Here is a 13,894-nt window from a genome sequence, read left to right as displayed (position 1 = left end):
CGGCGGCCGGGCCCGCCCGAGGTTCAGCCCTCGGTCGGGCCCGATTCACGTGTCGAGTAGGCGGGTTGGTCGCCGGACGGCTGCGCGGGCGGCTTCGGCGCCTCCGGTAACGCGGCGGGTGCGGGCTTGGCGATCAATCCGCGATAGCTGGCCGGGCGGATCGGCCGGAACCATTGCGCGATACGGGTTCTCAGCGGCAGCCTGGCATTCAGGTCGGCCAGCATCTCGTCGATATTGCGGATGGAGAAGGGTGTGACGACGGTGCCGTGCGCGTGGTTACCCCCGGTGCGGTCCGCCATCCATTGCAGCCGGGTATCGATCTCGGCGCGCTGTGCCTCCTCCGGCGGCAGCGTCAGCCGGCCGGTGAGCAGGGCCGCGATCCACTGCGCCCCGATCTCGACGCCGACGGCGGTGAGCAGCGAGGCGTTGTATCCGGCGAAGGTCAGATTCGGCACGTCGACCGGCAGGATGTGCCGGTACAGGCGGAAATTGCCCTGGTCGTCGGTGAGCTGACGCTGCACGAACGGGGTGAGGAACGGCACCCGCTGCTGATATCCGGTCGCGCAGACCACCACATCGGCGGGGACCACCTCGCCATCGGTCAGCCGAACCGCCAAACCCTCGGGCGCGGCGAGCATTTCCGCGATCTCGGTATCCCGGCACACGGTGATGCGGCCCATGCCGACCTGCTCGTAGAAGCCCTCGGTGGTGAGTCCGGCGGAACTGGCGGCGATCTCCTCGAACCGGCCCTCCGGCACCAGCCCCAGCTCCCGCAGATGCATGTTCTTGATGGCCAGTTCCTGCATCACGTCCATATTGGCCTCGCGGAACGACCGGCCCGGCCCGTGCAGGAAACGGGCGAAGCCCTTCGGCTCGAGATCGCGGAAGTGCCCCTCCCCCATACGGGTCAGGATCAGCGTCTCGAAATCGACGCGCGCCAGCTTGCGCGGCATCTTCCAGAGCAACCGCCGGGCGACCACCGTGGTCGAGGCCGCGACGTGGCTCACCGCCTCGGCGATATCGCACGCCGACTTCCCGTAGCCGACGACCACCACGTTGCGGCCGCGCACCGCGTCCAGGTCGTCGCCCAATTCCGTGGCGTGGCAGATTCGCCCGCCCTGCTGGCGATACAGCTCCGCGCCGCGGAAATCCGGCACGTACGGTTCGCTGAACACACCGTTGGCGATCACCAGGTGATCGCAGGAGGTGCGCCGGATGCCCATATCGTCGCGGATCTCCAGCAGCCAGCCGCTGTCCACCGGATCGGCCGCGACCACACCGGTGTTCAGCCGCAGCCGGTCGCCGAGCCCGAATTGCCGGACATACCCTTCCAGATAGGCCTGCATCTGCGCGGCGTCGGGATAGCGCGGATAGTCCGCGGGCATCGGATAGCCGGGGAAGTGGTAGGTGGACTTGCTGTTCTGCGTACGCAACCCCGGATAGCGCCGCGTCGCGCTCCACACACCGCCGACATCGGGTGTCCTGTCGTACACCTCGACCGCAAAACCCGCTTCTCCCAACACCTTTGCGCAGGCCAAGCCCGCGAATCCCGCACCGACGATGGCGATACGGCTCCCGCTCGTCATGGGCAGGAGACTACGGCCCTCGCTTGGTGATCACAATCCTGGCCTTGCCGCGCGGCACCGTGGTGATGTTGCGCACATGCCCGCGTTCGGGTTTCGCGCCGCTCGGCCGGGCGAGCGCGAACCGCGAAAGCACGGTGCGCAGCACGGCCGTGCCCTCCATCAACGAGAAGCCCGCGCCGATGCAGCGGCGCACACCGCCGCCGAACGGCAGCCACATATTCGGCCCGACCTCGCCGTCGAGGAAACGGGACGGCCGGAATGCCGCGACATCCGGGTAGTTCGCATCGCTGCCGTGCGCGAGCATGATCGAACAACTCACCGTGGTGCCCGCGGGTAACGCGTAGCCGCCGACGGTTGTGTCGTGGGTCAGGCGGCGCACCGCGCCCGGAATCACCGGATGCAGCCGCATCGCCTCCTTCAGCACCGCCTCGACGAATTTGTCGTCGCCGGAACGCACCGCATCGTAGGTCCGCAGCTGGATCCGCTGATCCGCCGCCAATTCGTAGAGGGCCCAGGACAGTGCCGCCGCGGTGGTCTCGTGCCCCGCCAGCAGCAGCGTGACCAACTGGTCGCGCAGTTCGGCATCCGAGAGCGGACGCTCGTCGTCGCCGCCCACCTGCAGCAGTCTGGACAGCACATCGGTGCGTTCGGCGAGATCGGGCACCGCGCGGCGGGCCGCGATCTCGCGGTAGAGCAGCGCATCGATGGCATCGAGGTTGTCGTGGAAGGTTTTCCACGGCCGCAGCCGCTGCAGGCGCGGGAATTGCAAACCGGCGTATTGCACGGGGCCGATGGTGACCACGCGGTGCAGGCGCGGGGCCAGCGCGGCGCGGGTGCCCGGATCGGTGACGCCGAAGACCACCCGCATGATCACCTCCAGCGTCAGCGCGTTCATCCGGTCGAGCGTGACTAGCGTCGAATCCGGTTGCCAGCGTTGCGTTTCCGCCTCGGCGATCTGCTCGACCAGTTTTTCGTAACCGCGCAGCGCCGCACCGTTGAACGCGGGCATCAGCAGTTTGCGGGCGCGGGCGTGTTCGGATTCGTCGGTGAGCAGCACCGAATGCGAGCCCATGATCGGGCGCAGGATGTTGTTCGCCTCGCCCGCGTGCATATCGCGCGGGTCGCCCGCGAAGATCTCCTTCACGTGTTCCGGGCGGTGGAAGACGACGACATTGTCGTTGAACGGCGGCACCCGCATCGCGAAAACGTCGCCGTGGCGGCGCCGCAGTACGGGCAGCCATCGGGCGCGGCGGTTCAGGTACAGGAAGCTCTGCACGAATGGGGGCAGTGCCGGCCCGGGCGGGTACGTCGGGGTCATTGCTCTCCTCCACTCGCCGCGCCGCTGCGACCCTGCACCGGCACCCTCACTCTTGCACGACTGTGCCGTTCCGAAAAGGGACCACGGGCGGATTTTTCGCCGCACCGTGGCCCCGGGTCGCCGCTCAGCGCAGCGCGGGCGCTCCCGCCAATTCCACCCGCAGGTCGTGCAGGCCGCGGATCAGCGTGCTCTCGCGCCAGCGCGGATCCGCGTCGGCGGCCAGCCGCATATCCGGGAAACGTTGCACCAGTTGGGTTATCGCGATGCGTCCCTCCATCCGGGCCAGCCCGGCGCCGAGACAGAAGTGGATACCGTAGCCGAAGGCGACGTGGTTCGCCGCGCCGCGGGCCGGATCGAATTCGGCGGCATCGGCGTAGCGGTGCTCATCGTGGTTGGCCGAGCCGAGCGCCGCGAGCACCAGTTCGCCCGCCGAAATCTCGGTGCCGCCCAAGGTGATCGGCTCGGTGGTGTAGCGCCAGGTCGCGATGTTCACCGGGCCGTTGTAGCGCAGCATCTCCTCGATCAGCTGCGGCACCGCGTCCGGATTGTCGTGCACGGCGCGGTAGCGCGCCGGATCGGACAGCAGGGTGAGCACGGTATTGCCGATCAGGTTGACCGTGGTCTCGTGCCCGGCCACCAGGATGAGGAAGATCGTCGAGATCAATTCCTCGTCGTTGAGCCGGTCGCCGTCGTCGGTGGCGGCGATCAACTGGGAGACCAGATCGTCGCCGAGGCCTTCGGCGCGGCGGCGGGCGATCAACCGCTCGAAATATTCGATCATGGTCACGGTGATGCGCTCCACGTCGTCCTTGTGCAGCGCGGGCGAATCGATGACGGCGGCCGACCATTCGCGGAAGTCGTCACGGTCCTCGACGGGCAGCCCGAGCAGTTCACAGATCACCGTGACGGGCAGTGGAAAAGCGAACTCCCCCAACAGATCCACGGTCCCGGTGGTATCCGCGATCCGGTCCAGCAGTTCGTCGGTGATGGCGCGGATCCGCGGGGCCAGCTCCTCCATCCTGGCCGGTGCGAAGGCCGGGGTGACCAGCTTGCGCAGCCGGGTATGCGTCGGCGGATCGGCATTGAGCATGTGGTTGTTCAGCTTGCGGACGACGGCGTCGGAGACGGTGAGCCCGGACGCCGCCTCCCGCGCGGCGATCCCCTCGGGCGAATACGGATCCTTGCGGACCGTCGGATTGCGCAATACCTCCCGTACGGCGTCGTATTCGACGACCAACCAGGCGGGCAGACCCGTCGGCAGGATGACGTGGTGTACCGGCCCCTCGGCGCGTAGCTCGTCGTAAATGGCGTGCGGTGTATGGAAGAAGTCCTGCGTCAAACGTTTCATGCCGGAAAGCCCCTCTGCGAGTTATGTTGCGCCACTTCGATAGTGGCACGCGCCACCGAGCCCGGCCACCACTCTCGGTAGGAGCGCCTCGCGCGATAGCGACGACTTATCGGGCGATTTCCAGCGATTCGGGGTATCACGCCGTGGTTGCTGCCGTTAGTCTCCGGGCATGAGTACGGTGTCACCGGTCCTGCGCGGCGCGCGCAGCGCGAATTCGGTCGCCTTCGGCCTGCAGGGCTTCTTCTTCGCGGTGATCCTGACGCAGCTGCCACAGATGAAGGACCGCTACGACATGTCCGACGGTCTGATCGTCGGCGCGGTGGTGCTGGTCTCGGTGCTGGCCGGGGTGGGCAGCGTGCTGGCCGAACAGTTGGCCACCCGACTGACGAGCCGCATGACATTGCGCATCGGACTGCTGCTCATCACCGTCACCGGATGCGCGATCGCGTTCTCGCCCAACGTGATCGTGCTGATGTGCTGCCTCGGCTGCTACGGCATCGCGGTGGGCATCGTCGACGCGAGCACCAATATGCAGGCGGTGTTCATCCAGCACGGGTACGGCACATTCATTCTTTCCTCGTTCTACGCGGCGTGGAGCAGCGGATCGATCCTCGGTGCGCTGTATGTGTCCGCCTCCGAGAAGTTCGGCGTCACACCGCGCGAATCACTGGTGGGCGCGGCGGGTGCGGTCCTGCTGTTCGGTCTGCTCGCCGGATCGCGGCTGCTCGGCGCCGATACGGCGGAAGCCGCTCCGGCGGAACGGGATTCGGCGGTGGGCTCGCTCGCCTTCCGCGGCTACGCGGCATTCGGCGTCGCGATGGCGCTGGTGTTCGCGATCGATCTGGCGGTGGGCAACTGGGCCGGGCTCTACCTGAAGGACGATCTGCTCGCCAGCTCCGCGGGCGCGGCGCTGGGATTGGCCGCCTACCAGGGCACCTCGCTGCTGGCCCGGCTCACCGGCGACTGGTGGGTGCGCCGCTACGGGCCGCGCCGGGTGGTGCGCGTCGCCGCGTCCATCGGCGTGCTCGGTCTCGCGGTGGTGGTCGCCGCACCGGGTCCGGTGGTGGCGATCGCCGGATTCCTCGTCGCCGGTCTCGGGATGCCGGTGATCGCGCCGCTGTGCTTCAGTGAGGCGGGGCGGCTCACCGGCGGACGGGAACTCGACGCGCTCATCGCGCGCCTCAACCTGTTCAATTACGCGGGTACGCTGTTCGGCGGAGGTGTGGTCGGCGCGATCGCGGCGGGCTTCGGACATCGGGTCGGCTTCGTGATCCCGTTGGTTTTCGCGGCGTCGCTGATTCTCATCGCGCGGGTATTCCATTCGCGTTCCGAAGCGGGCAGGCCGCTCGCCACGGATACAGACCATGCTGTACTGGATGGGTGAATCAGTTGAGCGATACGCCGGTCACCGTCGACCGGGCCGGCCTGTGGGATGCCGAGGCCCTCAGTGACGTCGCAGCCGCGACGTTCCCGCTCGCGTGCCCGCCCGATGCCACCGCCGACGATATCGAGATCTACATCGCCGAGGCGCTCTCGGGCGAGCGGTTCGGCGAATACCTGAGCGATCCGGCGCGCACGGTCTTGAAGGCGGTGTCCGGTGACGACATCGTCGGCTATGTCATGTTGCACGCGGCCGATCCGGAGGATCCGGAGATCGCCAAGGCGGTCGATCTGCACCCGGCGATCGAGCTCAGCAAAATCTATGTACTGCCGGGTCATCACGGCACCGGGGTGTCGACGGCGCTGATGCGCGCGGTGCTGGAGCGCTGCGCCGCGGACGGATTTCCCGGGGTGTGGCTCGGGGTGAATCAGGAGAACACCCGCGCCCAGCGCTTCTATGCCAGGCACGGGTTCGTCGTCGTCGGCACCAAGACGTTCATGGTCGGCACTCAGCCGCAGAACGACTTCATCATGCGAAAGCTGTTCTAGCGCAGGAATTCATCGCCGTGCGGCGCGTCGGTGATCACGCCGCGACGAAGTCCACCAGGGCGGTGGCGAAGGCCGGTGCGGTGACGGCCAGCAGGTGATCGCCGGGGACGAGTTCGAGTTTCGCGTTCGGCAGGGCGGCGGCCAAGCGCTCGGGTTCGGCGGCGAAGGGGTCCTTGTCGCCCGCCAGAACCAGTGTGGGAACGGTGATTTCGGATAGATCGCGGATCGGGCGATCGTCGAGGCCGGTGGCGACCGCCTCGATGGCGGTCTTGTCGGCGTGTACCGCGTCGGCGAGGATGCGGAACATCACCGCCAGATCCGGGGCCTGTTCGCCGCGCATGGCGGCTTGCAGTTCGGTCAGCTCGATGACGCGGCGGTCGACGCCGCCGCAGTCGATGACGCCGGAGCCGACGCCGCCGATCGCCAGCCGGGTCACCCGCTCGTCGGCGGCCGCGACCAGTAGCGAGATGATCGCGCCCATCGAATACCCAACCTGCACAACGCTGTCCAGCCCCAGCTCGTCGTACAGCGCGCTGACATCCTTGGCCATGGCCGCCCACGAGTAGCTCGCCGCGTCGTGCGGTTTGTCGGAGCGGCCGTGCCCGCGCGCGTCCAGGGATATGACGGTGTGCCCCGCGGTCTGCAGCGCGGCGACCACGCCCGGGCTCATCCAGTTGGCGTTGGTGTCGGCGACCACGCCGTGCTGCAGGATCACCGGCGTACCCGAGCCCTCCCAGACGCGGTAGTTGAGCTCCAGGCCGTCCCAGGTTCTGAACTTCGTCATGCGGGCAGATGGTAGTTCATCGCCATGATTGACATGTTCTCTGTGTTCAGTATTTACTGAACACATTGACCTTACCTGAACGTTGGAGATCCGATGACCATCGCCATCCGCACCACCGGCCTGACCAAGCGTTACGGCAGGCATCCCGCCATCACCGAGCTGAATCTCGAAGTCGCACAGGGCGAAATCTTCGGATTCCTCGGCCCCAACGGTGCGGGCAAATCCACCACCATCCGCATCCTGCTCGACCTCATCCGGCCCACCGCCGGACAGGTCGAGGTGCTCGGCGTCGATCCGAGGGCGGGCGGACCGAAGCTGCGCCGCCGCATCGGCTACCTGCCGGGCGAACTGGCCATGGAGGGCCGCAACACCGCCCGTGACCTGCTCGGATTCCTCGCCGCCCAGCGCGAGGACGCGGTGTCGGAGCAACGCGTCACCGAACTCGCCGACCTACTCGACCTGGACCTCACCAAGAAGGTCGGAGCCATGTCGAAGGGCAACAAACAGAAGGTCGGCATCATCGCCGCCTTCATGCACCGGCCCGAGCTACTGATCCTCGACGAACCGACGTCCGGGCTGGATCCCCTACTGCAACAACGATTTCTGGATCTGGTGACCGAGGCGAAGCGAAACGGGCAGACCGTCTTCATGTCCTCGCACATCCTCAGCGAGGTACAGCAGGTGGCCGACCGCGCCGTCATCATGCGCGCGGGACAACTGCTCGGCACCGAGAACGTGGACGAGTTGCGCCGCCGCTCCCCGCGCAGCGTCGAATTGGCCTTCGCCGAGGACGTTTTCGTCGACGACTTCACTCGCCTGCCAAACGTCCGCGATGTGCGGCTGATCGGAGATACCTTGCGCTGCACCACCGAAGGCGAGGTGGACGCGCTGTTCAAGGCGGCCGCCAAATACCACCTGACCAGCGTGCTCTCCACCGAACCCGACCTGGAACAGATCTTCTTCAGCCTGTACGGCCGATGAACCGAAAACCTTTGACATACAGGAGCCTTCGCATGACACGGACAATATTCACGCAAACGTTGCGGGAGCAGCGACGGGGGCTGATCGGTTGGTCGATCGCATTCGCCCTCGTACCCATGCTGTACCTGCCGTCGTATCGGACGCTGCGGGACCAGGGCTCGCTGAACGTCAAGCAGAACAAGCTCTACGACGCCCTCGGACTCAGCGACTTCGCCAGCGGCGCAGGCTATCTCGGCTCGACCATCTACGCCATGTTCGGCCTGGTGATGATGCTGATCTTCGCGGTGACCTTCGCCGCGAGATCGGCGACACAGGAGGAGAACGGATCGCTGGATCTGCTACTGGCACAACCGATCAGCCGGGTAAAGCTACTGACACAGCGATTCGGCGCGCTGGCGGCCCAGGTCGGCGTCGTCACCGCCGTGCTCACCCTCGGCGTGCTGATCGGCGCGAATTCCGGCGGGTTGGGCGTTGCGGCGGGGAATATCGTCGCCGCGAGCATCGGACTCGGACTGTTCGCCCTGACCATCGGAACGATCACGCTGCTCGCCGGTGCGATAACCGGAAGCCGTTCCAGCACACTGGGAATCGGCGCGGTCGTCGGCCTCGGCAGCTATCTCGCCAACAATCTGGGCGGGACGATCGACGGCGCACGCTGGCTGCGCAGGCTCTCGCCGGTCTATTACGCGAACGGCAACACGCCGCTGCTCAACGGGTGGAGCGCGCACCTGCTGGTGCTGTTCGGCCTGACCGCACTCGCCGTCGGCGTGGCGATCGCCGCCTTCGATCGCCGCGATATCGCCGTCTAGGTTCCGTGGCGCCGCGCGGTCTGCCCCGCTTTCTCATATCCGCACGGCCGAAAGGGATACTCGACCGATGATCGACGACAGCGCGCCCACCGACGACGCGGCACCGGCCGGAACCGAACCCGGCGAGGCGCGGGAATGACCGAGCGCGACAATCCGGCAACCGACCGGTCACCCGAAGCGCTGGCCTTCGTCGAGGAATTCGCGCTGGTGCTCGAGCGCATGGGCCTGGTCAGAATGGTCGGCCGCACCGTCGGATGGCTGCTGGTGGCGGATCCGCCGGAGCAGACCTTCGGTCAGATCGCCGAGGCGCTACAGGCATCCAAGGGATCCATCTCCAATGCGTTGAAGACCCTCGTCACCATGCGCTGGGTCGACAAGGTCTCCAAACCCGGCGATCGCCGCGACTACTACAGCATCCGGCCCGGCATCCTGCCGGAGCTGATGCGTCAGCAGAGCGCCATGTACACCGATATCACCGGCGTCACCGCACGCGGCCTCGCACTGTTCAGCGATCCGAATGGCAAGGACGCCAGCCGGGTTCGCGATATGCACGAATTCCTGGCCTGGATCGGCAAGGAAATGCCCGCCCTCATCGACCGCTGGTACGCCGAACACGGCTCGTAACAGTCAGGCCAGCATCTTCGCCTTGAGTGCCGCGATATCGGCGTCGGTGAGCTTCAGACCGTCGCGCACATAGTTGTCGAAGCTGCCGTACGTCGCGTTGGCCTGATCGAAAGCCGCGTCCAGCCACTGGGATTGGACGCCGTTGAGCGGATCCTGCGGGCTGGCATTGCGGTACTGGTTGGACAGCAGGTAGTCCTGGGTCACCGTGCCGCGGTCGACGCCGAGGATGGTCAGCAGGACGGCGGTGGCCCAGCCGGTGCGGTCCTTGCCCGCGGTGCAGTGGTAGAGCACCGCACCCTCTTTCGTATTGATGATGTCGTGCAGCACGGCGGCGAACGCCTCGTTCGCGCCCGGCGCGGTGATGAACGCGCTGTAGAGCCCGACACCGCCGGTGAGGGTGGTGGCCATGACCTCCGGCGAGGCGTGACCGATCACATCGTCCCAGTTGGCGGTGGCGCCGCCGGGGATGAGGTCGGGGGCCATCGTCCGCTCGAAGACGGTGCGCAGGTCGTCGACGTAGCGGACGCTGCGGCTGGTGAGCTCGCCCAGATCGGCCGGGGTCGCGTTGTTCAGCTGTCCGGTGCGGTAGACCAGGCCGAGGCGGACGATCCGGTCGTCGACGGTTCGATAGCCGCCGACATCGCGGGCGTTCTGCACGCCCTGCAGCAGCAGCGACCGGTCGAAGTTCGCGGTGCCCGCGGTGGCCGTCGGATCGGCGGACGCGACGGTGGTGACCACCGGTCCGAACACCAGGGCCAAACCGGTGGCGGCGGCCACCGAGGCGCGTAACGCGCGGTCACGATTCACGGTGGGCACTCCCTTCGTCCGGTCCGCCGAGCTTCGACAGACGTCCGGGCCGGTTCGAGCAAATCAGTTGTCGTGTGCGGCAAGCAAGTTCGGTGTGATACCGGTCACGCCGGACCCGCACCACCGGATGCTAACGCTACCGCTTACCTCCGGCCGCCGTTCACGTGACTGTGGGGATTCACAATCCCCGGTCGGGCCACGTCAAGCAGCCGAAACCTCGAACCGGGACAGCGCGAGCAGGCGCGAGATGGCGCGCAGGTACTTCTTGCGATACCCGCCCTCCAGCATTTCCGCGGAGAAGATCTCGTCGAGCTTCGCACCGGATACGGTCACCGGAATGCTCGCGTCGTAGAGCCGGTCGGCCAGCACCACGATCCGCAGCGCGACGGCCTGATCCACCACCGGATGCACGCCCGCGACGAATACCGCCGACACCCCGGAGATCAGCGCGCCGTACTTCGAGGGATGCAGGGTGCTCAGGTGTTTCAGCAGGGCGTCGAAATCGTCGAGGGTCGCACCCGGTGTCGCGGCGGCCCGCTCGGCGAGCAGTTCGGGTGCGGTCGGCGGCGGGGCCGGCGGCAGATCGCGATGCCGGTAGTCGGGTCCGTCGACCCGGACGGCTTCGAAGATCGCACCGAGCTTCTTGATCTCGCGCATGAAATCCTGTGCGGCGAAACGTCCCTCGCCCAACTGACCCGGCAGCGTATTCGAGGTGGCCGCGACGGAGACGCCGCGCGCCGTCAGCTCGGTGAGCAGCCGGGAGACCAGCATGGTGTCGCCGGGATCGTCGAGCTCGAATTCGTCGATGCACAGCACGCTGTTGGCCGACAGCCGCTCCACCGCGTTGTTGAAGCCCAGCGCGCCGACGAGGTTGGTGAGCTCACCGAAGGTGCCGAACGATTTCGGGGCGGGCGAGCTGTGGAAGATCGAGGCGAGCAGATGGGTTTTGCCGACGCCGAAGCCGCCGTCGAGATACAGGCCCGCGCCGCTGATCGGCTTCTTCTTCCCGAACAGGCTTTTCTTACCCGCTGCACGGTGGATCTTGGCCACCTGATCCGCGAAATTCTCCGCCTTGCGCACCGCCGCGGCCTGCGACGGCTCCTTCGGATCCGGGATGTAGGTTGCGAAGGCGACCTCGTCGAACATGGGCGGCGGCACCATCTGGGCGACGAGCTGGTCGGCCGGGACCTCCGGGTGGCGGTCGACGAGGCGTTCTGGCATGTATGAAGCGTAATGACGTGGTGAGATCGGGTGTCATGCAGCGTAGTCACAATGCGATCCAGCTCACAGCGCTGAATCGGGAGGAACTCGCCCGGTTGTACGCCTACCCGGTCGGGCTCCAAGCCCCTTGGGTGCGGGCGAATTTCGTATCGAGCGTCGACGGCGCCGCCACCGCGGGCGAACTCTCCGAGGGGCTCGGCACACCCGCCGACAAGACGGTCTTCCTGCTGCTGCGCGATCTCGCCGACGTCATCCTGGTGGGCGCGGGCACGGTGCGCGCCGAGAACTACGGCGGCGCGCGCACCGATCCGGACCGCAGGCGCGCGCTGTACGCGAGCGGTTTCGGCGGTGACCGGCACGGCACGCCGCCGCGGATCGCGGTGGTGACCGCGAGCGCCCGACTCGAACCCGAAAGCCGCCTCTTCACCGATACCGTTGTGCCGCCGCTGATCATCACCACCGCGGGCGCGCCGGCCGAGCGCAAGCGGGCACTCGCCGACGCGGGCGGGGAGGTGGTCGAGGCGGGCGATATCGCGATCACCCCGAAGGCCCTGCTCGGTGTGCTCACCGAGCGCGAGATGCTTCGGGTGCTGTGCGAGGGCGGGCCGCATCTGTTCGGGGAATTGCTCGACGCCGACGCCGTCGACGAGCTCTGCCTCACCACGGCTCCGCTGCTGGTCGGCGGGTCGGCGCGGCGAATCGCGCTGTCCGCGCACGAGTTCCGGCGGCCGATGCGCCGGGCGCATATCCTGCTCGCCGACGACGGCACGGTGCTGACCAGGTGGCGTAGATACTGAGCATCGCGCAGCGATCCGATGGGGGGTGGTGGTCGGGTGACGGGCGGGCCTAGGCGGGCCGTCGATGAAACGAGGGGCCGAACCTGGCAGGCTGTAGCGCATGCGCTGGACTCGGGCCGTCGTGTCGGCCGCGACACTCTCGATTTTGCTCGCCGGATGCGGTGCCGGACCATCCGACCGCCCCGGTGTTGCCGTCGAGCGGCCGGCGGCGGGCGGAGCGAAACCGACCACGACCGCCGCCGCCGCGCCGCCACCGCAGGCCGAAGTGCCGAAGACCGATCTCCCGTGGCGCGATTGCACCGCGCAGACGCTGAATACGTTCGGTCTCGGCGCGGCGCCCGCCGGGCTGGTGCTGGAATGCGCCGAATTCTCCACACCCATCGATGCGGCGGGTCAGGTGCTCGGCACCTTCCGCACCGGCGCGCTGCGCGCCCGCGTCCCGCAGACCCCGCTCGACGCCGCGCCGCTGGTGCTGACCTCGGGCGTCGACCGGTCATCCACCGCGACGCTGGCCGGACTCGCCGTCGGCCAGGGCAACGCGCTGCTGGCCGCCCGGCCCATCGTCGCGGTCGACCGGCGCGGTATCGGCACCTCGCAGCCGATCGACTGCATGCCGCCCGAGGTGCGCAAGGGGCTCGCCGACAACGCCCAATTCAATACGGACACAAAAGATCCCGCGGTCGCGATGACCACGCTCAGCCAGAACGCCACCATCGCCTGCCGCGACTTCCTGCAACCGTACGAGGGCACCTTCGACGCACCGCACGCCGCCGACGATCTGGAGCAGCTGCGCAAACAGTGGCAGGTCGACCACATCATGCTGCTCGGCTCCGGTAACGGTGCAAAGGTCGCGCTCAGCTACGCGCGCCGCTACGGCGACCACCTCGCCCGGCTCGTCCTCGACTCACCCGTCGCCGTCAACACCGATACCGTCACCCGCGTCGAACAGCAGGTGCAGGGCGCGGAGGCGGCGCTCGCCGCATTCATCCAGCGCTGCACCGGAATCGGCTGTTCGCTCGGCGCGGATCCGAAGGGCGCGATCACCGATCTGGTCGGCAAGGCGAGCACCGGCGCGCTCGGCGATATCTCGGCCAGCGCGCTGCTCGACACCATCACCGGCTACCTCGGCGAACCGCGGGCCGACCAGCCCGACCGCACCGCCGAACTCGCCGACGCGCTGTCCGCCGCCCGACGCGGCGACCGCGGCCCGCTCACCGGGCTGATCCAACGGGAGAACGCGGCCACCGCGAGCGACGGCCAATTCGTCAACGGCTGCACCGACACCCAGCAGCAGCCGACGCCGAACCAGGCCAAGGACCTCGCCGAGACCTGGGCCAAGAAGTATCCGGTATTCGGCCGGGTCTCGGCGATCGGGATGATCGGCTGCGTCGCCTGGCCGATCGCGACGGTGCCGCCGCTGCCGGAGAAGTTGAATCTGCCTGTGCTGGTATTGGATTCGGTGGCCGACCCGGTGGTCGGCAATGGCGCGCAGAGCTCGGTCACCGGCGCGCTCGCCGGTGCGGGCGCGCGGACCGCGACCATCACCTGGCAGGGCTTCGGGCATCCGGTGTTCAGCCATTCCGGCTGTGCGCAGACCACGATCCTGGCCTATCTGCAGGACGCCAAGCTGCCGCAGGACGGAACCGCCTGCCCGGCCTGACTTTCCGGGTCGACGGCACGCCGAATGTGG

13 protein-coding genes are annotated in these 13,894 nt (G+C 67.6%); 7 read left to right on the top strand and 6 right to left on the bottom strand.

The features are described from left to right. Window positions 1–23: 23 nt before the first annotated feature. The 3 genes from LGY53_RS12065 to LGY53_RS12055 all read right to left on the bottom strand — a co-directional run bounded on the left by LGY53_RS12065 (window position 24) and on the right by LGY53_RS12055 (window position 4,252). Window positions 24–1,586, bottom strand: a complete 1,563-nt coding sequence (locus LGY53_RS12065; protein ID WP_225726734.1) for an NAD(P)/FAD-dependent oxidoreductase — start codon at window positions 1,584–1,586, stop codon at window positions 24–26. 10 nt (window positions 1,587–1,596) lie between these two features. Next, the gene (locus tag LGY53_RS12060) at window positions 1,597–2,904 is read right to left on the bottom strand and encodes a cytochrome P450 (protein WP_225726733.1); all 1,308 of its coding nucleotides are present in this window, start codon (window positions 2,902–2,904) and stop codon (window positions 1,597–1,599) included. Between the two features lie 124 nt (window positions 2,905–3,028). Continuing rightward, window positions 3,029–4,252, bottom strand: a complete 1,224-nt coding sequence (locus tag LGY53_RS12055; protein WP_225726732.1) for a cytochrome P450 — start codon at window positions 4,250–4,252, stop codon at window positions 3,029–3,031. Between the two features lie 169 nt (window positions 4,253–4,421). Here LGY53_RS12055 and LGY53_RS12050 point away from each other — a divergent pair, with 169 nt between their 5' ends. Both LGY53_RS12050 and LGY53_RS12045 read left to right on the top strand, forming a co-directional pair. Further along, the gene (locus tag LGY53_RS12050; protein WP_225726731.1) at window positions 4,422–5,636 is read left to right on the top strand and encodes an MFS transporter; all 1,215 of its coding nucleotides are present in this window, start codon (window positions 4,422–4,424) and stop codon (window positions 5,634–5,636) included. 5 nt (window positions 5,637–5,641) lie between these two features. Beyond that, window positions 5,642–6,181 carry an N-acetyltransferase gene (locus LGY53_RS12045; protein WP_225726797.1) on the top strand — a complete coding sequence of 180 codons (540 nt, stop codon included), beginning with the start codon at window positions 5,642–5,644 and terminating at the stop codon, window positions 6,179–6,181. Between the two features lie 34 nt (window positions 6,182–6,215). Here the strand turns inward: LGY53_RS12045 and LGY53_RS12040 are convergent, their stop codons facing one another. Continuing rightward, window positions 6,216–6,965 carry an alpha/beta fold hydrolase gene (locus LGY53_RS12040; protein WP_225726730.1) on the bottom strand — a complete coding sequence of 250 codons (750 nt, stop codon included), beginning with the start codon at window positions 6,963–6,965 and terminating at the stop codon, window positions 6,216–6,218. Window positions 6,966–7,058: 93 nt separating this feature from the next. On the opposite strand from LGY53_RS12040, the gene LGY53_RS12035 reads away from it, so the two are divergent. From LGY53_RS12035 to LGY53_RS12025, 3 genes are all read left to right on the top strand, one after another. Next, window positions 7,059–7,946, top strand: a complete 888-nt coding sequence (locus tag LGY53_RS12035) for an ABC transporter ATP-binding protein (RefSeq protein WP_225726729.1) — start codon at window positions 7,059–7,061, stop codon at window positions 7,944–7,946. 32 nt (window positions 7,947–7,978) lie between these two features. Beyond that, window positions 7,979–8,755 (top strand): ABC transporter permease subunit, encoded by a 777-nt coding sequence (locus LGY53_RS12030; protein WP_225726728.1) that lies wholly within the window; start codon window positions 7,979–7,981, stop codon window positions 8,753–8,755. A gap of 135 nt (window positions 8,756–8,890) precedes the next feature. Continuing rightward, the gene (locus LGY53_RS12025; protein WP_225726727.1) at window positions 8,891–9,379 is read left to right on the top strand and encodes a GbsR/MarR family transcriptional regulator; all 489 of its coding nucleotides are present in this window, start codon (window positions 8,891–8,893) and stop codon (window positions 9,377–9,379) included. 3 nt (window positions 9,380–9,382) lie between these two features. On the opposite strand, the gene LGY53_RS12020 is transcribed toward LGY53_RS12025, so the two are convergent. Together LGY53_RS12020 and zapE are read right to left on the bottom strand one after the other, a co-directional pair. Then, a complete protein-coding gene (locus LGY53_RS12020) occupies window positions 9,383–10,186 on the bottom strand; it encodes a tyrosine-protein phosphatase (protein ID WP_225726726.1) in 804 nt (267 codons plus the stop codon). A gap of 201 nt (window positions 10,187–10,387) precedes the next feature. Further along, the gene (zapE, locus tag LGY53_RS12015; protein WP_225726725.1) at window positions 10,388–11,407 is read right to left on the bottom strand and encodes a cell division protein ZapE; all 1,020 of its coding nucleotides are present in this window, start codon (window positions 11,405–11,407) and stop codon (window positions 10,388–10,390) included. 35 nt (window positions 11,408–11,442) lie between these two features. Between zapE and LGY53_RS12010 the strand changes: the two genes are divergently transcribed. Both LGY53_RS12010 and LGY53_RS12005 read left to right on the top strand, forming a co-directional pair. Then, the gene (locus tag LGY53_RS12010; protein ID WP_225726724.1) at window positions 11,443–12,204 is read left to right on the top strand and encodes a pyrimidine reductase family protein; all 762 of its coding nucleotides are present in this window, start codon (window positions 11,443–11,445) and stop codon (window positions 12,202–12,204) included. Window positions 12,205–12,304: 100 nt separating this feature from the next. Next, window positions 12,305–13,864, top strand: a complete 1,560-nt coding sequence (locus LGY53_RS12005) for an alpha/beta hydrolase (RefSeq protein WP_225726723.1) — start codon at window positions 12,305–12,307, stop codon at window positions 13,862–13,864. Window positions 13,865–13,894: the final 30 nt, after the last annotated feature.

Origin of the sequence: Nocardia sp. JCM 34519.1, assembly GCF_020361265.1 — a bacterium.
In the GTDB taxonomy this organism is placed as follows: Bacteria; Actinomycetota; Actinomycetes; order Mycobacteriales; family Mycobacteriaceae; genus Nocardia; species Nocardia arthritidis_A.
Note: the sequence above shows the minus strand (reverse complement) of the source record. Positions and strands in the feature narration are given on the sequence as shown.

Bases quoted from the DNA above. Each gene is read 5' to 3' on its own strand.
- LGY53_RS12055 (WP_225726732.1), bottom strand. From the start codon at position 4,252: ATGAAACGTTTGACGCAGGACTTCTTCCATACACCGCACGCCATTTAC.
- LGY53_RS12030 (WP_225726728.1), top strand. From the start codon at position 7,979: ATGACACGGACAATATTCACGCAAACGTTGCGGGAGCAGCGACGGGGG.
- LGY53_RS12035 (WP_225726729.1), top strand. From the start codon at position 7,059: ATGACCATCGCCATCCGCACCACCGGCCTGACCAAGCGTTACGGCAGG.
- LGY53_RS12005 (WP_225726723.1), top strand. From the start codon at position 12,305: ATGCGCTGGACTCGGGCCGTCGTGTCGGCCGCGACACTCTCGATTTTG.
- LGY53_RS12065 (WP_225726734.1), bottom strand. From the start codon at position 1,586: ATGACGAGCGGGAGCCGTATCGCCATCGTCGGTGCGGGATTCGCGGGC.
- LGY53_RS12010 (WP_225726724.1), top strand. From the start codon at position 11,443: ATGCAGCGTAGTCACAATGCGATCCAGCTCACAGCGCTGAATCGGGAG.
- LGY53_RS12040 (WP_225726730.1), bottom strand. From the start codon at position 6,965: ATGACGAAGTTCAGAACCTGGGACGGCCTGGAGCTCAACTACCGCGTC.
- zapE (WP_225726725.1), bottom strand. From the start codon at position 11,407: ATGCCAGAACGCCTCGTCGACCGCCACCCGGAGGTCCCGGCCGACCAG.
- LGY53_RS12060 (WP_225726733.1), bottom strand. From the start codon at position 2,904: ATGACCCCGACGTACCCGCCCGGGCCGGCACTGCCCCCATTCGTGCAG.
- LGY53_RS12025 (WP_225726727.1), top strand. From the start codon at position 8,891: ATGACCGAGCGCGACAATCCGGCAACCGACCGGTCACCCGAAGCGCTG.
- LGY53_RS12050 (WP_225726731.1), top strand. From the start codon at position 4,422: ATGAGTACGGTGTCACCGGTCCTGCGCGGCGCGCGCAGCGCGAATTCG.